The organism is Coleofasciculus sp. (genome assembly GCF_046565525.1).
Classification (GTDB): Bacteria; Cyanobacteriota; Cyanobacteriia; order Cyanobacteriales; family Coleofasciculaceae; genus Coleofasciculus.
This window is the reverse complement of the sequence record NZ_JBKHUP010000135.1, coordinates 1-18,174: the sequence shown is the minus strand read 5'-3', so window position 1 is coordinate 18,174 and position 18,174 is coordinate 1. Positions and strand designations below refer to the sequence as shown.

The 18,174-nt window shown below is 46.4% G+C and carries 12 protein-coding genes and 1 pseudogene; 5 read left to right on the top strand and 8 right to left on the bottom strand.

All coding sequences use genetic code 11. From position 1 onward, the window contains the following. Positions 1–633 precede the first annotated feature (633 nt). From ACLGGO_RS31230 to tyrS, 4 genes are all read right to left on the bottom strand, one after another. A complete protein-coding gene (locus ACLGGO_RS31230; protein ID WP_446422219.1) occupies positions 634–1,221 on the bottom strand; it encodes a DUF4114 domain-containing protein in 588 nt (195 codons plus the stop codon). A gap of 65 nt (positions 1,222–1,286) precedes the next feature. Then, positions 1,287–2,153, bottom strand: a complete 867-nt coding sequence (locus ACLGGO_RS31225; protein WP_446422218.1) for a hypothetical protein — start codon at positions 2,151–2,153, stop codon at positions 1,287–1,289. Positions 2,154–2,585: 432 nt separating this feature from the next. Then, on the bottom strand, positions 2,586–3,725 hold the full coding sequence (locus tag ACLGGO_RS31220) for an RNA-guided endonuclease InsQ/TnpB family protein (RefSeq protein WP_446422217.1): 1,140 nt from the start codon (positions 3,723–3,725) through the stop codon (positions 2,586–2,588). Positions 3,726–4,120: 395 nt separating this feature from the next. Further along, the gene (gene tyrS, locus ACLGGO_RS31215; RefSeq protein WP_446422216.1) at positions 4,121–5,293 is read right to left on the bottom strand and encodes a tyrosine--tRNA ligase; all 1,173 of its coding nucleotides are present in this window, start codon (positions 5,291–5,293) and stop codon (positions 4,121–4,123) included. Positions 5,294–5,790: 497 nt separating this feature from the next. On the opposite strand from tyrS, the gene ACLGGO_RS31210 reads away from it, so the two are divergent. The 3 genes from ACLGGO_RS31210 to ACLGGO_RS31200 all read left to right on the top strand — a co-directional run bounded on the left by ACLGGO_RS31210 (position 5,791) and on the right by ACLGGO_RS31200 (position 11,763). Continuing rightward, positions 5,791–7,713 (top strand): transglycosylase domain-containing protein, encoded by a 1,923-nt coding sequence (locus tag ACLGGO_RS31210; RefSeq protein ID WP_446422215.1) that lies wholly within the window; start codon positions 5,791–5,793, stop codon positions 7,711–7,713. Positions 7,714–7,931: 218 nt separating this feature from the next. Continuing rightward, positions 7,932–10,934, top strand: a complete 3,003-nt coding sequence (locus ACLGGO_RS31205) for a glycerol-3-phosphate acyltransferase (RefSeq protein WP_446422214.1) — start codon at positions 7,932–7,934, stop codon at positions 10,932–10,934. Between the two features lie 217 nt (positions 10,935–11,151). After that, complete coding sequence (locus ACLGGO_RS31200; RefSeq protein ID WP_446422213.1) at positions 11,152–11,763, top strand: hypothetical protein; 612 nt, start codon at positions 11,152–11,154, stop codon at positions 11,761–11,763. On the opposite strand, the gene ACLGGO_RS31195 is transcribed toward ACLGGO_RS31200, so the two are convergent. Further along, complete coding sequence (locus tag ACLGGO_RS31195; protein WP_446338043.1) at positions 11,754–12,395, bottom strand: DUF938 domain-containing protein; 642 nt, start codon at positions 12,393–12,395, stop codon at positions 11,754–11,756. The two genes, ACLGGO_RS31200 and ACLGGO_RS31195, sit on opposite strands and share 10 nt — an antisense overlap. A gap of 751 nt (positions 12,396–13,146) precedes the next feature. Between ACLGGO_RS31195 and ACLGGO_RS31190 the strand changes: the two genes are divergently transcribed. Continuing rightward, positions 13,147–13,590 (top strand): hypothetical protein, encoded by a 444-nt coding sequence (locus ACLGGO_RS31190; RefSeq protein WP_446338042.1) that lies wholly within the window; start codon positions 13,147–13,149, stop codon positions 13,588–13,590. 192 nt (positions 13,591–13,782) lie between these two features. Here the strand turns inward: ACLGGO_RS31190 and ACLGGO_RS31185 are convergent, their stop codons facing one another. Then, positions 13,783–15,663 (bottom strand): glycoside hydrolase family 10 protein, encoded by a 1,881-nt coding sequence (locus ACLGGO_RS31185; RefSeq protein ID WP_446422212.1) that lies wholly within the window; start codon positions 15,661–15,663, stop codon positions 13,783–13,785. Positions 15,664–16,461: 798 nt separating this feature from the next. On the opposite strand from ACLGGO_RS31185, the gene ACLGGO_RS31180 reads away from it, so the two are divergent. Continuing rightward, on the top strand, positions 16,462–16,971 hold the full coding sequence (locus tag ACLGGO_RS31180) for a hypothetical protein (RefSeq protein ID WP_446338040.1): 510 nt from the start codon (positions 16,462–16,464) through the stop codon (positions 16,969–16,971). Between the two features lie 72 nt (positions 16,972–17,043). Here the strand turns inward: ACLGGO_RS31180 and ACLGGO_RS31175 are convergent. Together ACLGGO_RS31175 and ACLGGO_RS31170 are read right to left on the bottom strand one after the other, a co-directional pair. Continuing rightward, positions 17,044–17,154, bottom strand: a pseudogene (locus ACLGGO_RS31175) (DUF423 domain-containing protein); the annotation flags it as partial. 52 nt (positions 17,155–17,206) lie between these two features. Then, the coding region (locus tag ACLGGO_RS31170; protein ID WP_446422211.1) for an RNA-guided endonuclease InsQ/TnpB family protein at positions 17,207–18,174 on the bottom strand (968 nt) is incomplete at its 5' end.

The window sequence follows — 18,174 nt, the reverse complement described above, 5'->3', positions numbered from 1 at the left end:
CCAATCAGCGACCACCCCTAAAAAGGTGGCGTGGTGAGGAATCCCCCGCGCTCTTTAGCCGGGGGAGGATGTCAATTGTTCTCAAACCCATAGATAGAGTTTGCTGAATAAGTCTTGTGGAGGGGTAGGGAGCAGGGGGAGCAGGGGGAGCAGGGGGAGCCATCGTACATTTTCCCTGATAGCGGTGCAAGGGTATGAAAGGGTTTTACCCTATTTCCTTGAAGATGATCCAATGTCCATGCTACTCAAAGCCTTGTATAGATAAGGGTTTTGCCGTTGTGCAGCAAGCCCTAGATAGTTTAAGGGGAAAGAAATTTCTTTCCCCTTTTTTTGTATTGATATGCGTGAAGTGTCTTTCTCCCCAAAAGGGGAAAGACTTCTCCCGACCCACAGGCATATAGCCTGTTTTGTACGAAACTATTGAGGAACGATACTCAGTTCCGAGGCACCGCTTTACAGGAATCCGACTTCCTCGGACGTTCGTTCTCTTCTTAGTATAGCAAAACGAGCTGTATTTTGTTCGTTCCCACTAAGGTAACACTCCAGAGTGTTACCTTAGATGGCGTGATCAGGAGGATGGCGTTAACCCTTGTGGGTGTTCTTGAGTGAAAGTGCGCTAGCTGCTACTGAGACTCAAGCATTACTTAATTGAGACAATTTACAGAGGGGATACAGTGGACAGTCATTCTCTGTGAGCGTTTTTTGACTATCTGTTGAACTGCTCGATTCTGGGTTGATGTCTTCAACGGAGATAACTTTTAGGGTGACTTTCATATCATCAAAGTCTTGATCCCCGCCGCCGTACACATCTTCAAAACCAAAGGTATCTGCTGATAAGGCTTTAACATGAGGTTCCTTGTCAGGATTTGCTGCCGTCGTTTTAAAGTAAGCTTTGGGAGGTACTGTTTTCTCATTTTTTGGGTCTTCACGTAAGAAATCTTCTGGAGTTCCATTTGATCTTCTCCCATTAGTCGTAAAGTTAAGATTTGAATCTCCAACCCCTAAAGACCAAAAATCCAGAGGATGTACATCAACGGTGATTAAGTCTCCTGGTTGTAAACAAAGACCTGTCTTTACAAGAATAGGTACATCTGTTCGGGATATAGAGTTGGCTTTGGCATCAACATCAAACTGCCATCGGTCTGAAAAAATATAATTACCAACTTCTACAGGAACATTAAATTGTTCTAAGTCCTTTTGCGGTTTTGTTTGTAAATACAATTAATTGATAAATTTTCAATGACAAAGAACGCTCAGTTGCTTAATTACTGTGACTCATTGCTTTCTTACTTAGCCGCACTGAGGTCAGACTTTAACTGTGTGCTTAACTTGGGCAGATTTGCCGAACAGTCTAAATTTGAGTAATCGGTAGTTCCGGTAGATGTTCCTGTACCTGTCTCAGAACTGCCGTCACTTCCAGTTCCGGTAATGGTTTTGATATCTAGATGAGTGAGAATCTTGCCATTGCGAATCACTTTAACACAAGCTTTCACTGAACCGGCGTTATTTGCATAATCAATATCCCAGCAGGAAAAAGAGAGTGTTCCACCATTGAGAACAGTCATTTCTAAATGAGTTCCGACTGGAAAAAAGGTCTTACCTCCGTCTAGAGTCCCAAGTAGACTAGCTAATATAAAGTTATAATTCTTTTGCGTACTCTCGTTTGTCATATTTCCGTTTGCTTGCGTACCGTTAGCATTCCGTATCCATCCACCTCCACCTAAGTTCCAGAAATCGCGGGGAGATACATCAACAATCAACAAGTCTCCTTGTGTTAAGGTCATTCCTGTATCTAACAGCGGTTCTGGAATCTTGTGGTTCGCATTAAATAGGTAGAAGGAGTTGGCGTAGGCATGAACTTGGAAATGAAACCGATCTTTAAATAGATCGTTATTAATTTCTTCAGCTTCTTGCACTAGTGCTTGGGCTTTTTCCTTTTCTACATCGACTTGTACGGTCACAGCGCTCTGATCTGTACTTTTATCACCGCCCCAGATCAGCAAAGAGAGCTTCCCTGTACCTATAACCATGATTTCTAAATGGTTTGCGATCGCCCAATAGGTCTTGCCATCATCGGGAGTACCAACTAAGCTGCCGACAGGAAATTCAAAGTCACTGTCTGGATCTTTTTGTATCTTTCCAAATATTGGCAAGCAAAGAAAAATTAATTTATGTAAACAAAACAATAGGGGCGCGGTAGGGGCGCAAGCCTTGCGCCCACACATACAGCACTGTGATCTGTAAATCAGGTAACAAGATCCCCGACAACTCCTACGAAGTCGGGGATCTTGCTGAGATAGACTGTACTTGGTCAACCACTAAATTGGCTGTAAGTCCCTCATCCTGATGAGAACGCCATATATCTTTTCAAGTGCTTTTGATAAGCTCTAAGTAATAGCTCTGCCTTCTGCATGGATGCTCGATAAAAAAGCCATTCCCAGAAAAACCCATAGCAGTATGAGCGGCAATAATGGTGACATGAGCGAACCTGCTATATAAAACTAATACAATGTCCGACATAATCGGACATTGATGTTTACTTACTGCTTCAACCAGGGCTGTCGGCAGCGTCCTGTCCACAGTCGTTAAGTTCCGGGCCCAGCCGCCCGTACTTTAGAAGGGGGTGCGTTTTCTAGATTAATTGCTGCGTTGAAATCACGACATTTAACAGCACCACACTCTTGACAGCGAAATACCCTATCGCTCAATTTCATCGGTTGTATGTGTCCACAGTCTGAACACATCTTCGATGAAGGGAACCATCGGTCTACCAATTCCACTACTGTGCCAAACATCGATTGTTTGTAGGTGAGTTGACGCCGAAATTCATAAAAGCCTAAATTGCCAATCGCATCAGCTAACTTTGAATTAGCCATCATCCCGGACACATTTAAATCTTCTATCCGAATGTGATGATAGTTTCGACTGATAGAAGTGGTTAACTTCTGTAGGAAATCACGTCTAATATTGGTAATTCGGTTATGGAGTCGGGCAACTCGTTTGTAGAACTTCTTGGCGTTATTTGACGCGGGTATTCCCTGTTTTCTATTTCCCAGTTGTTTATGGCGGTTACGCCACTGTATTTTAGCTAGCTTGATTTTCGCTTGCTTTATCGATGAGGGCGATTCTACTGTTGTTCCATCGCTGAATGTGGCAAAGGTTTTCACTCCCAGGTCGATACCAACTTTCTCTACAGCCATTGAGCCAACAGGCAGTTTATTAGCCCGGATAACAAAGGACACATACCATTTAGATGCAACACGAGATAGAGTAAATGTCTGCGTCGCACAGGTAAAGGGTACGGGTTCAGCTAACCTAAACGTCCCTAGGGTCGGGATTTTTATCCTCTTTCCTGACCACACCGTTACCTGTCCATTCGATGAATCAACGGTGAATGACGCTTTGTCTTTTTTGCGCTTGAATTTGGGGAACTCTCCCAACCCTTTAAAAAAACGAGTCAATGCGTTTTTCAGGCCAATCAATGCGTTTTGATAAACACGAGAAGAGAGCTGATTCATCCAAGCGAACGAAGGCTTTTTCTTGGTGAAGTTGGTTAGCACTTTACGGATTGCCGAAATCTTCTTGTTCACACCTCCTTTGATATCTATCACCTGCTGGTAGAGCGCCAGTCCATAGTTATAGACAAACCGGGAAAAGCCGGCGTGTTGCGCCATCAAGGTTTGTTCAGTGTTATTGAGTTTTAGTTCCAGCTTGATGGCATACATGGTAGGTAGGCTCGTCAACAGGCAACCCAATTCTGTTGACTTGAACTCAAATCATTTTAATTTATTTTGGCAACAAAGAGCGAGCGCTTCCGACAAATGTCAAACAATGTCGGAAAATGTCGGTAAAATTATTGTCCTAGGTCATCCTCCTATAGAACACACAGTCTGATTATCTTTATAATACCACTTGCCCCACTGATTTTATTGACAAATTTGTAAATTTACGCTAAATCCAGTTAGTAGCGGAGGCAGGGAGCGTGGGTGTAGGGGCGGGTTTTACAGATAACTTATGCGACTTTCGGTGAAACTTGACTCGCACCCGCCCTTGGGGAAGCTTTTGCGCTGGCATCCTTAGAGTTTTTCCCTCTGCAATCTGCCCTCTGCCTTTTTGTAGCTTAGGAAACCAACCGCACTGATTTCTTTTTCCCCACCTGTAAAACCTTACCCTCTAACGCCTCTGGGGAATCAAAGGTGCAGTCTATATCTGTAATGCGATCGCCTGCTAGCTTCACGCCTCCGCCTTTGATCTGTCGCCGCCCTTCGCCACTACTGCTGCACAACTCACTAGCATTGAGGATATAGAACAACTTAACCGGAAACTCGACTTGGGAGAGGGAAAACTCTGGGATAGCCCCCCCGCCTGCAGCCTCATCTGCCTCCTTTTTACCGTGATATTGGGCGACAATTGTCCAAGCCAAGAGTTGTTGGCGATCGCGGGGATTTGTCGGGAGTTCCTCTAAGGGTAAATCGGTGAGTAGCTCAAAATAGTTCTCTAACAGATTATCCTTAGTCCCTTCCAGCTTTTGATACATGGGTTGAGCCGCCTCCTGCAACCCCACATAATTATTCAGCGACTTAGACATCTTCAGCACGCCATCTGTACCAATTAAAATCGGCAGGAGTAATCCAAACTGGGGAGTTTGACCAAAATGCCGCTGCAAGTCTCGCCCTACAGCAATATTAAATTTTTGATCCGTTCCCCCTAACTCCACATCCGCCTTAACTGCCACAGAATCATACCCTTGCATTAAGGGATAGAGAAACTCATGCAGGTAAATCGGATTTTCCTGTTTAAATCGTTCCGCAAACCCCTCCTTAGCGAGCATCTGCCCCACCGTCATCGTAGCTAACAAATCGAGAATCTCCGCCAAATCCAGCTTACTCAGCCATTCCGAGTTATAGCGAATCTCCAAGCGTCCCGGTGTTTCAAAATCCAAAATCGGACGCACCTGATCCAAGTAGGTTTGGGCATTTTGCTGCACCTGTGCTTCAGAAAGCTGCTTCCGGACATCAGATTTGCCACTTGGATCACCGATTCTTGCGGTAAAATCGCCAATAATTAGGACAGCCGTATGACCCGCATCTTGAAACGCCCGCAATTTCCGCACGGGAATACTATGACCCAAGTGGATATCTGTCCCAGTCGGGTCAATTCCCAACTTGACCCGCAAGGGACGCTCAGTTTTGAGAATCCGTTGATCTAGGTTCTCATTCGGGTCTTGAGAATCTGGTTGGTTGGGAAAAATGTCACTAACACCTCGGTATAACCAAGATAATGACTGAGACATTGTGTTTAAAGAGTTTGACATTCGTCTGGGAAATCTTTAAGGAGTGAACGGCTCATTAGGGATAGGGAAACAAGTTTTCTACCATTGGCAATTCATCTCGCCTCCCAATCATCGATTATGGCTGGAGACTTCTTGCCCGATTAGTTAATGTACACGAGAGTAGCAGATGCTTAAGATTTACCGTTGTTTATGCCAATCCAGAAAAGTAATGTTACCATTTTTTCAGCCAAAAGCCAAAATATTTCGGTTTTTGATCATGAACGATTATCTCAGGCTTAACATTAAGAAAGATCTAAGGGAGAACACCGTCCACTGATTCAACGCTGGGAGCAACGTCCACAGGGGACAAGAATCGCCAAAACCGAATCGATCGCTAATCCTGACTTTGCCATAAATTTCTGTAATCATCTATAGAAGGTATAGAACGTATCCCCCCTAAGGTTGCCTCCCACACAGCCATCCAGTATTTTTTTCTTGAGTGAGGAAGTGAAATCACTGTGTCGTCTAGTACCATCCAACAAAAACAACAAAGAGATAGTAAAAAGGGATTGCCACCGGCTTTCCGATTCGTGCAAGGAGTCACTCAGGTAACAGGCGGAACCATTCTCGGCATTACAATGCTAACTAGCTCGGTTGTGGCTGGTGGGCTGGTTGGCTTGGCGACAAGCTTCCGCAATCTTCCCGATGTGAGAGTTCTCAGGGGCTATGTTCCCACCGAAACGACCTACGTCTACGATATTAAGGGGAAGCACCTGGCTAGCCTGCATGGTGAAGCGAATCGAGAGGTGGTTAAGTTAGAAAACATTAACCCCGATCTCAAGCGAGCGGTTATTGCCATGGAAGATAGTCACTTCTATATTCACCATGGCGTTAACCCCAACAGTGTGGGTCGAGCCTTTTTAGCCAACTGGGAGAAGGGGGCTGTAGTAGAAGGCGGCTCTACCTTGACCATGCAGTTGGTGAAAAACTTGTTTCTGTCTCGGGAGAGAAAGTTCTCTCGTAAAATTGCCGAGGCAGTCATGGCAATCCGGCTGGAGCAAATCTTCACCAAAGACCAGATACTGGAAATGTATCTGAATCAGATCTATTGGGGTCATAACAATTATGGCATCCAAACGGCATCTGAGAGTTACTTCGCCAAGCCAGCCACTGACTTAACCTTGGCAGAATCAGCCATGCTCGCTGGATTGATTCAGTCTCCCGAAGAATATAGCCCCTTTGCCAACTATCCCTTAGCCAAACAACGGCAAGCAATCGTGCTGGAGAGAATGCGGGAACTGGGATGGATCACGGTTCAAGAGAAAAAAGATGCTTTAGCTCAACCCTTGCGTTTGGGCAAGTTAACCTCCTGGCAAACCAGCCAGCTTCCCTACATCACAGAAGCTGTCGTGGCGGAGTTGAATGAGCGATTTGGTCGAGATGCGGTTCTCAAAGGGGGGATGCGCGTCCAAACCACGGTAGATTACAATTTCCAGCGCATGGCGGAAAACACCATCGCTCGCGCTCACCAGAACTTGCGCCGCCGGGGGTTATATGCTGATCAAGTCGCACTAGCCGCTGTTGATCCGCGCACCCATTATGTCAAAGCTTTGGTGGGGGGTATCGGTTACGAAAAGAGTCAGTTCAACCGAGCTATTCAATCCCGACGCCAACCGGGATCAGCGTTTAAACCCTTTGTTTACTACACTGCCTTTGCCACTGGCAAATATACCCCCTATTCCACGGTTATGGATACCCCAGTCAGCTACCGGGATGGGAGTGGGTGGTATTCGCCCAGAAACTATGGCGGTGGTTACGGCGGAGCGATGAGTATTCGTACTGCGCTGGTTCAGTCGCGAAATGTTCCAGCAGTTAAGCTTGGTAGAGCCGTCGGGTTAGATAAAGTGATTGAAGTGTGCCGCACCTTGGGGATTAAAAGCCCCATGGAACCTGTCACCTCTTTACCCCTCGGTGCGATTGGGATGACGCCCTTGGAAATGGCAGGGGCTTACGCTACCTTTGCCAATACAGGTTGGCATTCTGATCCGACAATCATTGTCCGGGTGACTGATAGTATGGGCAATGTGTTATTAGACAATACCCCGAAACCTCGCCTTGTTCTTGATCCATGGGCATCAGCTTCGCTGAATGCTGTCCTCCAAGGCGTGATTGAAGGAGGAACCGGAACCGCTGCTCAAATTGGACGCCCAGCGGCTGGGAAGACGGGAACAACGAGTTCAGAACGAGATGTCTGGTTCGTCGGATATGTGCCACAATTATCCACGGCGGTTTGGATTGGCAATGATAACTACAGACCGTTAGGGGGTGGGGCGACAGGGGGTGGATTTGCTGCACCAATATGGCGCGACTTTATGAGTCAGGCGTTGAAGGGTGAGCCAGTACGCTACTTTGAACCTGCGTCTAAGTATCCTCGTCCTTAGATGTTTGTCATTTGTCATTTGTAGAAAAATCATTGGACTCCGTTGGGGCGGGCGCGAGTAACATCCGGGTGAAAATCAAATGGTAATAGTAAAACCCGCCCCGACAACTCTACAGACGCGCCATGGCACGTCTCTAGAGGGTTCCCTCATCTCCCTCATCTCCACCAGCTTCCCCATCTCCCTTGTAGGATCAAGGAAATCTCAGTAAAAAATGTCCCATGACGCTAACACAGGTTTGGGGTGCTTTACTTATCTTTATCCTCTGTCCCCTACTGGGTGGACTTCCCCTGATTTCCTGGATTACCTACTTACTCACAAGACGCCAACTCTCTCAAGTCGGTACGGGTAATGTATCTGTCTCCGCCGCGTTCTACCACGGTGGACGTTGGGTGGGTATCTTAGCCGTATTATCAGAAGCCTTGAAGGGAATTGCGGCTGTTTTGCTGGCGCGTTATTTCTTTCCTAGGGAACCCACCTGGGAAATTATTGCCCTGATTATGCTAGTTATGGGGCGCTACTGGATGGGCAAAGGTGCTGGAACCACAAATGTGGTCTGGGGATTTGTGGTGCATGAGTGGCGAGTGGCGTTATTGGTATTTTTAATTGGGGGTATAGGCTTTACGATTATCCGCGATCGCACGACGGGACGTATCGGTGTTTTAGTTCTATTTCCCCTAATTCTGGCGCTGTTGCACCCAGATGATTTCGCTAGAATTGTCAGTGCGATCGCGCTGGGTCTGATTATCGGTTGGATTTATCAGAAAATTCCCGATGACTTAGACCTTCCCACCGAACAAGCTAAATCAGAATCTCAATCCGTGTTTCATTTTTTCCGAGGCGATAAAGCTATTATTCCTCTTGAGCGCGAGCTTGATCCGCAAAAGGTTGGAGCCAAAGCAGCTACCTTATCCCAGCTTAAACGTTGGGGTTACGCTGTGCCAAAGGGATGGGTCTTACCACCAGGGGATGATATGGAACCCTTGGTCAAATATCTCCCAGTATCGGAATCAGAACCTCTGGTTGTCCGTTCCTCTGCTATTGGGGAAGATGCAGCACTCTCGTCAGCCGCCGGACAATATCAAACAGTTTTACAGGTAACCAGCCGTCCAGCTTTACAGGAAGCGATTACCCAAGTCTTAGCCTCTTATCATAACCCCGCCGCCAGAGGGTATCGCCGTAGCCGGGATTTGCCAGACACGGCTATGGCTGTCTTAATTCAAAAACAAATTCAAGGGGTGTTTTCCGGTGTCGCATTTAGTCGTGACCCCATCCAGCAAAAACAAGACACCGTAGTCATCGAAGGATTACCCGGAGATGCCACCCGAATTGTATCGGGTCAAGTCACCCCAGAACAATATCGAGTATCTTTCCCGGAATCTGGGCTTGTCGGGGCGGGTTTGACCGATAACATTCAGGAAAAAACCGATAACTCAACTAAACCCGCCCCCCAGGAGGAGTCAGGAAGCAATGTAGAGACGCGCCATGGGGCGTCTGGAAGCGGAGAAACCGCACAAGTTGAAGGACAAGGGGATGTACCCTCGGCGTTAGTCCAAGAGGTGGCTATTTTGGCGCGGGAATTGGAAGACCGCTACCATGGGATTCCCCAAGATATTGAATGGACCTATGATGGTCAGCAATTATGGCTACTGCAAGCGCGACCGATTACCAATCTACAACCCATCTGGACGCGCAAGATTGCGGCGGAGGTAATTCCCGGACTGATTCGACCCCTTACCTGGTCAATTAACCGTCCCCTCACCTGTGGCGTTTGGGGGGAAATCTTTACAATCGTGTTAAAAGAACGGGCGCAGGGATTGGAGTTTAATCAAACCGCTACACTGCATTATGCTCGCGCCTATTTTAATGCTACATTGTTAGGCGATATTTTCCGGCGCATGGGTTTACCGCCAGAAAGTTTGGAATTTCTGACGCGGGGGGCTAAATTTTCTAAACCGCCCCTGAAATGCACGCTGCGGAACCTCCCCGGATTATTTCGTCTATTAGGTCGAGAATGGAATTTAGATAAGGATTTTGAGCAAGATTATCAACACCATTTTGCGCCGGCTTTGAGTCAACTGCAAGAACAACCAGTTTCTGAATTATCAGACGCCGAAATTCTGGAACGAGTGAACCAGATTTTATCGGAATTACAACGAGCAACTTATTATAGTATTCTCGCTCCTTTAAGTCTGTCTCTGCGGCAGGCTTTGCTCAAGGTAAAGGATAAAGAATTAGATAATAGCCAAACTCCAGAAATTGCCAGCTTGCGATCGCTAGCCCAATTAGCCCATGATACGCGCCATTTACTAAGTCCCAAACAAATTAATTGTGACAATCGCGCTTCTGTATTTACATCCTTGTCAGAAATTCCCGATGCTCAAAGTGTGTTGGAACAATTCGATCAATTTCTGACACAATATGGCTATCTCAGCGATGTCGCCACAGATATTGCCGTTCCCACTTGGAAAGAAGACCCGCGACCGATACGGCAACTCTTTGCCCAGTTTTTATGCGATCCTCCCCCGGCGACTAAACCCCCCAAGCGTCAGCGATGGAAAGCAGAAGTGGTACAGGCGCGTTTGAATCTAAAAGGGCAAGTGACTGAAGTATATTCGCAATTTTTAGCCCAATTGCGTTGGAGTTTTGTGGAACTGGAAAAGCATTGGTTAAAATCAGGTTTACTATCTGAGGCTGGGGATATTTTCTTCTTAGAATTTGCGGAAATTCAGCGTCTAATGGCTGAAACAGATGGGGTTTTGCGAGAGGAACTTCCACGATTGATTAACTATCGGCGATCGCTCTTAGACGAGCATCGTCAATTAGTCAGTGTACCTCCCCTATTCTATGGCAATCCTCCGGCGGTTTCCTTGCTGATGCAAACCCAATCCGAACCCGCTCAACAGCGTCTTGTGGGAATTGGTGCAAGCGCAGGACAAGTGGAAGGTTGGGTTCGAGTTTTAGATAACTTACAATCAGTTCCAGAAATTGACCGCCAAACGATTCTGGTTGTCCCCTATACTGATTCGGGTTGGGCACCCTTATTAGCGCGTGCAGGCGGTTTAATTGCTGAGGTGGGAGGGCGGCTATCTCACGGCGCGATCGTGGCGCGGGAATATGGAATTCCAGCGGTAATGGATATTCATAACGCGACTCAGATGTTCCGCAATGGTCAACGGGTAAGGATTGATGGACAATCGGGTATTGTGGAGGTTTTGGAGTGAACATAACTCTCATTCTGCTTCCCACGACTTCCTATGTGGGAAAGCGAGAGGACAATATATAGAATTTCCTGAATCTCTGAGTATTATGGGGTAAATGTAGATGCACCCCAGATATAAAACATAACCCAACTCGTTCAGGATGGGATGAGGGGTAATACCCCCCACCCCACCGACAGGAAAATTCAGGTTCTAATAAGCTGACAACTACCAGACTGCTATGGCTCGCAAAAAAAAATCCAGCCGCAAAAAAACCAATATCGAATCTCTGACGCCGAATGTTCCTGAAACGTCAGAGACATCCGAATCCACAGAAACAATTGAGGAATCAACCCAAAACACCACTGAGGTTAATCCTCCTCCCACTGAGGAGTCAACCGACAGTTCTGACCTAGCCCGTCCTCCAGAGGTAGAAAAAAAACCCGAGTCAACCCAGAGTTCTGCCCCAGCCAGCCCTCCAGAGGCAGAAAAAAAACCCGAGTTAACCCAGAGTTCTGCCCCAGCCAGCCCTCCGGCGGCAGAAAAAAGACCCTATATAGTCATTAAACCCAAACCTATCCCCGCCAAATTAATTGAAAAGCAACCGCCACCCCCTCCGGTTACAGAAGCGACAAACAAAGCAGGCGAACTGTTTCAAAAAGGCGACCAGATTACGGTAAAAGCACCTTGGGGCGGTGAAGCGACAGCAGAAATTGTAGACTTTTATCAAACCCATAGTGGCAAGATTTGGGCGCAATACAATCCCCTAGACTCTCAACCGAACTGGACTTGGCATAGCGGATGTATTCGCACCAATATTTTGGAGAAAGCGACGCAAACCGCTCAAGAATGATGAAAAACTACTGAAAGATTGTTCGCAGGCATCGGGTAGATTTGGTGCAAGACTAGATGTTGATCTTGGGCTATTGCCACAACATGCTCAAGGTCACGCACGCCCCAGTCGGGGTTGGACGCCTGCAACGAGGCATCAAAAGCAGCATTGCTAGCAGCAGTATGCTGTCCATTGCGCTTGAACGGGCCGTATAAATAGAGAATGCCCCTTGGAGGAAGCAGGCGACTCGCCCCGGCTATCAGTCCCAAGCAAGCTGACCAGGGGGCGATGTGAATCAGGTTAATACTGACTATTGCATTTAATGGTGAGGTTTCCCAATCCACAGGCGCATCCTTCTCCACAGACCAAACTGGTGTGTGCACGTCAATATCTAGGGGTGGGTAAAGATTATCAGCAGCTTCGCCAGCAGACCATGCTGCAATACTGGCACGCATCTGAGGATTGGGATCAGAAGGTAACCATTGACGTGGCTTTAGACGTGGGGCAAGGAAAATGGCATGTTCCCCTGTACCACTACCAACTTCTAAAACTGTACCTTTTGCAGGCAGCACGCGCCGTAGAATCTCCAAAATCGGTTCGCGGTTGCGTTGGGTGGCAGGTGCGTATTGCCGTTCATCGTCCGTTGTACTCATAATTTATTCTTATCTATTAGACTTGTTTAATGTCTAGCACTTACCCGGTTCCTTATCTGTTGCGTGAGCAGGGCAGGAGTCGGCATCAGTAAGGCTGAAGGTGAGCATCGGGCATTAGCTCCTCTGGGAAAAGCCAAAGGTTGTCAGAGAAATTAGCTCCGGGCGCGATCGCGAGGGTAGTGTTTGTAACGCTTAGTTTATAAGCATCCGGGTCTTTGGCGGCTAGAAATTTATTGTTTTATCAGTTAAAATAATATATACAAAGAACAGCTAAGGGTAAACACAGCCAGAGTCACCGACCCCACGCTGACCGATACAAGCGGTACAGCGCCGGCTTGAGGGATGACCTTTAAGCCTTTATAGGGCGTGGTAATAACTCGCTCAACCACAGATCCTCTTACTCAAGAGGATAGATTGGGTCTTGTGTTAACCCTTATACCCTAGCAGCTCACCCTGTTTAAAGTTGTAGGAAAGCCAAGTATCTGTAAAGCTGAGTGACTAGACTGACAATCAGGATTGAGTTAAGCCAACAGAACAACGTTTAACTTGATTCTGTAGATGTTGCCTTTGGGTAGCGTCCAATCAAACAACATCTTTCCTACTTTATTTGAGTTAACCATTTTATCGCAATCGATTTAAAAATGCTGCAATCGGAATAAGCTGCTAAATTCCGGATAAATTCGGCATTGGGGTGCTGTGATCTACCGATTGGTACGCTATCCGACTCAAGCCCCCTTATGCGAGATTTGTTATGAAAACGATTAAAGCAACTAACTCAGAAAAACAAACCCTTCAAAACAGTGCCATCCAACCCCGTCTAGTTCTGCAAGCCATTGCCTTTACTCTGATTTTGTCCTTTAGTGCGGATTATCTATCACCCAATAATAAAGGAATGATCAATCAGTCTACTCAGGCAAATTCTCAGTTATCTGCGGCGATTGGTCATATCGTTTTGCAACATGCCTCGCAGCATACGCGAGTGCCTTCTTCTAAACTCGACCTAGTGGATGTGCAACCCCATACCTGGTCTGATAATTGTCTAGGATTGGCTGAGGAAAAAGCCTCTTGTAAGCCAATGCCTGTATCTGGATGGCAAGTGGCTGTTGCCAACGGACAACGCCGCTGGATCTATCGCACGGATGCTTCCGGTTCCGTGGTTAAATTAGAACGCAGTAACCTTGATCCCAATAACTAAGTAGGTTAGCACGATTGAACGGGTTAGGGTTGTCATTTGTCATTCGTCATTTGTCAGGGCGGGTTTTGAATAAACGTTGCCATCAATAGCTGGCACTTGCATCACATAAACCCCCCCCGAAAAACCATGCCAGACTAGCGAAGCAAAGGATCAACACTCAAAACTTAAAACTTCCCCAGGGTGAATCCCTATCTAATCAGAGACTTCCCAATCCGCTGAAATCTCAGGGGATCGCGCAGGCATAGGAAAGAGTGCCTGAAACGCCGCCTGACGCTGTGGTGATGGTTCTGAGGCGTTGTTCCACAGGGTTTCGTAGAAAAAAAACGACACTCCAGCAAATCCCCGTTGACGCACGGCGGCTACTTGGTTTTGAATTTGCGATAAAGAAATTGGCTTATTTTTTAAACCCGCTAAAATACCGATCCCTACAGGAATATGACGTCGCGCCGCCTGCACTTCCGGCTGTTCGAGTTCTGCAATAAACCTATCAAAGTCATCGCGATAAATCTGTACAATTAATTCTTCGACTAAACCCCGGCGTTCCCAGGTATACCAATCGGCGAGATAGAATTCATAAGAGAAAGGTTGAGGATTGGGAGACAGGGAGATAATCACATCCGACTTTTGCGCTTTAATCACTCGGAAAAGCTGGGTTAAGTAGTTTGTAATTTTGTTCGCCCGCCAGCGCACCCATTCTGGGTTTTTGGGATCACGGGGAGGGGATTGACCTTGATGCTCTTGTTGATAAAGCTTAATTGTCAAGGGATCATAACCAAAATCAGAGGGCAAGCCGAAGTGATCATCGAATTGAATCCCATCGATGTCATAGTTGTTGACTAACTCGACCACTAAATCCTGGATAAACTGCTGCACTTGAGGATTAAAGGGATTGAGCCAGACGCGATCGTGACTTCCTTCTTGCCAAATTTTCACACCTTGGCGATTTTGCGTCAGCCAATCGGGATGACGTTTGGCTAACTCCGAGTCAGCCGGTGCCATAAAACCAAATTCAAACCAGGGAATCACCCTCATATTCTTTTGATGGGCTTGCTGGATGATTTCCTTGAGCATATCTCGTTCCTGGGTGCCCCTATCGGGATCAGGGGATTGATCTAGGGGAGTCACAAGCCTTACCGCCCGCCCAATTTCCCGTTGGGCAACTTGACTAGGGTAGAGGGTATAACCCCAATTCCAAACGGTAGGATAGACGGTGTTGAAGTTGAGTTTCTCCAGGCGTTGAATGGCGTCGGTAATGCCTTGAGTAGAAAATAAGACTTGGCTATCAATATTCGTCAGCCACACCCCTCGTAACTCAGCTTGAGCCGAATTGGGGACTTGAGGATCGACTTTGGCAATGTACTGGGAGGGGATCAACTCGGCGGTTTGAGTGGCTTGGCACAAAAAAGCAGCAATTTCAGCCCGACTGGCATTTTGGTTCGGCTTGAAGGTTTGTACGGTGGGATAATTGACCACAAGCTGGTTTTCTACAGCGGCTGCGATCGCGCCTTGGGAATAATTGGGAATCGCTTTAGCATCCTCAAATGCTGATGTCAAGGTTTCAATAGCAGGTTGCTGGGGAACATATTTTAATCCACTGGCTAAGGATACTAAGGCTTGCACACGGGGGATCGGTTGATTGGGTTGGAATAGTCCGCCCGGATAGCCCGCTAAAAACCCAGTTTGATAGGCTTGGTGAATCGCCTGACTTGCCCAGTGTTGAGTTGGCACATCGGCAAATTTTCCGCCCGTGCGTATCTCTGGCGCATCCGGAAATGCTTGACCCAGCATGGCGGCAAATTCAGCCCGGGTGACGGGGGAATCGGGTTTAAAATGACCATCTGGGTAACCGCGAATGATCTGCTGCTGTGCTAGCTTTTCAATGCACGATTGCGCCCAATTTCCTTGGATATCACTCAGCCGCGTTTGAGCATAAGCTAGGGTGGGCAGCCATAAGGCTAAGCACAAGCCAAATATAAATAGAAATATTAACCAAGCCTGATGCCCAAAAGCACGGCTAAACGCAATTAGCCCATTGGCAAAGGCTGTAAATAAAGTTTTGACAAATTGTTTCATAAAGTAGCAAGTCTAGAGATATCACTATTGAGAGGCTGCACCCCTTACTGATCAGGAATGACGGGCTGGGCTAGGTAAAGGTTGCCAAAGATACTTGTCGCCCAAGGCTATCGGATGAGGAATGAGGGAATCGTTTTGAATTTTGAAACTCTGACTGATTCGGAATGTTGATCGGGAGATTTTTGTATTTTTTGCTACAAACATTTCTGCGTTCTTGGTGGGTGACATGGTGAATTGGCACAATATTTTAAGTTTTGCAACATTTTTCGACTGGGGTACTCTCCAGACTTACCCAAAAATTTCACATTTAAAGTGTATCTTGTGAGTAATACTGTCTTCAGGTCAGGAATCTTAGCTGCTCTCCCCTTATGCTCATGATTGCCCCAGGCGCTTTTAGGATAAAGATCCCATTACGGCTGAACCCATCTCCATCGGCTAGGTTAACAAAACTGGGCGTTAGATGAGTAGAACGGTTCAGGGCAACAAGGCGGGAGAGGAGGGGGTGGAAAGGTGCAGGGGAGATTGAGCTAGTTAGCCTGCCATGGGGCACTAGAGACTTCCACCCTAGCCCAGGGAATCTGAACTGGATGGAAGTTTTAAGTTTTATTACAATTGAACGGATTAGGAGACCCACACCCTGTGGTTCTCTATCGGTTCATACTCATTCATCCATCCCCTAAGATTTATTAGAAATTAGGAAGTGGGATTATTTTTTTATTTAAAAGTAAAAAGAATGCCACCGGAAAATTTAGATAAAATCCAAGCCTTCAAATTAGGACAAACTGTCAGCATTTTCCTATGACTGATATAGAAGCACAAGCTTTCAACACCAATAACGGACAATCTCTGAGAAAGCTTGCCAGAGCGATTGTTATGTCCCAAGGTCACTTTGCCCTGATTTTGGTATGCTGCAAGTTTTCACCCCAACCGCTATCCGTACTAAACCAGTTACAAGAACTCTCTTCACTTCCTATTCAAGGTGTGATGTTGCATCCCTCAGTAGATACTCTGTTTACGGCAATCCTCACAGCATTGGATGAACCACCACCACCTGCTTTAGTTGTCTTTGGTCTTGATTCGGTGGTTGCTGTTGATCAAGTATTGAGTGCGACTAATCTGGTGCGTGAGGAGTTTCGCAAACAGTTTCCTTTTCCACTCGTTTTGTGGATCGATGATAGAATTTTGCAAAAGATGATTCGATTAGCTCCTGATTTTAAAAGTTGGGCAGCGAATCCCATTCGGTTGGAATGCTGCAACCAGCGAGCTTTTCATCAAGCTTACAAGATGGTTTGCGCTCATGGGAAATAACAAATAAGCTCAGGATGTGATATATTAGTGAATGGCTGACTAATATCAAAATAATTCTGAAAGTCTGGCTAATTATTTGTAATTCCACGCCGCGATCGCTAAACATCCCCATCCTAAGATAAAGGCGACTCCCCCTAATGGAGTAATTGCACCTAGCCATTTAATTCCGCTTAAACTCAGGGCGTTTGACATCCTCCCCAACTTACTTCGTTGAAGTTGGGGATTCCCAGTATCGCTACGGAGATTTCCTGGTTCGCGGACACTTACCTAGGTCAATGACCCCCGGCAGTACGTCTGGCCAGGCAATTTCAGGTACGGCTTGCCCAGTCGCACCTACACCTCGAATCATCACAACTTGTGCCGCAGCTACATCTCTATCCGTTGTATATCCGCACTCATGGCAACTGTGAATTCTTACTGATAAATCCTTCTTGCCTGTGTGTGTTTTACAACGAGGACATTGCTGCGACGTATAATCAGCGTCTACCTTGGCAAAGTAAACTTGTTCTTTCCAACAAACCCATTGCAAAATATTAATAAACTGACCAAAGCCAGCATCCAAGGTATGTTTTCCTAGCATCCCTTTCGCCCAAGTCTTGAAGTTAAGATCTTCAACAAATACCATTCCGGCATTTTGGACTAGGTGATGAGCTAGTTTAAAATGAAAGTCTTTTCGAGTGTCGTGAATTCCTTGGTGTAATCTAGCAATCTTTTGGTTAAGTTTGCGCCAATTTTTAGACCCTTTCTTCTTGTGCTTCAATCGGCGTTGTAGCAATTTCAGCTTACGGTGCAATGAATCAAAGAATCGAGGTCTAGCGATTAACTCACCATCAGAGGTTGCCAAAAACTTTTCTAACCCTAAGTCAATCCCGATAGGATGACCATGAGGCATTGCATCAGGTATTTGTACATCACACTGTAATGACAGCATGGTAAAATACCCAGAAGCTTTTTTAACGATGCGAACCTGCTTTAAGGTAAACCCGTCTGGAATTGGGCGGGATAACCTCATTTTGACCCATCCCAACTTAGGCAGCTTAATTAAGTCTCCCTTGACAGGATTAGTCTTAAACTGAGGGAACACAAAGGAACGCATCCTTCCTTGTTTTTTGAATCTAGGAAAACCCATCCCTTTCCGTCTCATATCAAGAAACGCGGTTTCAAGCTTTCTCAACACCTGTTGTAAAACCTGAGCATTTACTG

Bases quoted from the DNA above. Each gene is read 5' to 3' on its own strand.
- ACLGGO_RS31185 (WP_446422212.1), bottom strand. From the start codon at position 15,663: ATGAAACAATTTGTCAAAACTTTATTTACAGCCTTTGCCAATGGGCTA.
- ACLGGO_RS31220 (WP_446422217.1), bottom strand. From the start codon at position 3,725: ATGTATGCCATCAAGCTGGAACTAAAACTCAATAACACTGAACAAACC.
- ACLGGO_RS31205 (WP_446422214.1), top strand. From the start codon at position 7,932: ATGACGCTAACACAGGTTTGGGGTGCTTTACTTATCTTTATCCTCTGT.
- ACLGGO_RS31180 (WP_446338040.1), top strand. From the start codon at position 16,462: ATGACTGATATAGAAGCACAAGCTTTCAACACCAATAACGGACAATCT.
- tyrS (WP_446422216.1), bottom strand. From the start codon at position 5,293: ATGTCTCAGTCATTATCTTGGTTATACCGAGGTGTTAGTGACATTTTT.
- ACLGGO_RS31195 (WP_446338043.1), bottom strand. From the start codon at position 12,395: ATGAGTACAACGGACGATGAACGGCAATACGCACCTGCCACCCAACGC.
- ACLGGO_RS31200 (WP_446422213.1), top strand. From the start codon at position 11,152: ATGGCTCGCAAAAAAAAATCCAGCCGCAAAAAAACCAATATCGAATCT.
- ACLGGO_RS31190 (WP_446338042.1), top strand. From the start codon at position 13,147: ATGAAAACGATTAAAGCAACTAACTCAGAAAAACAAACCCTTCAAAAC.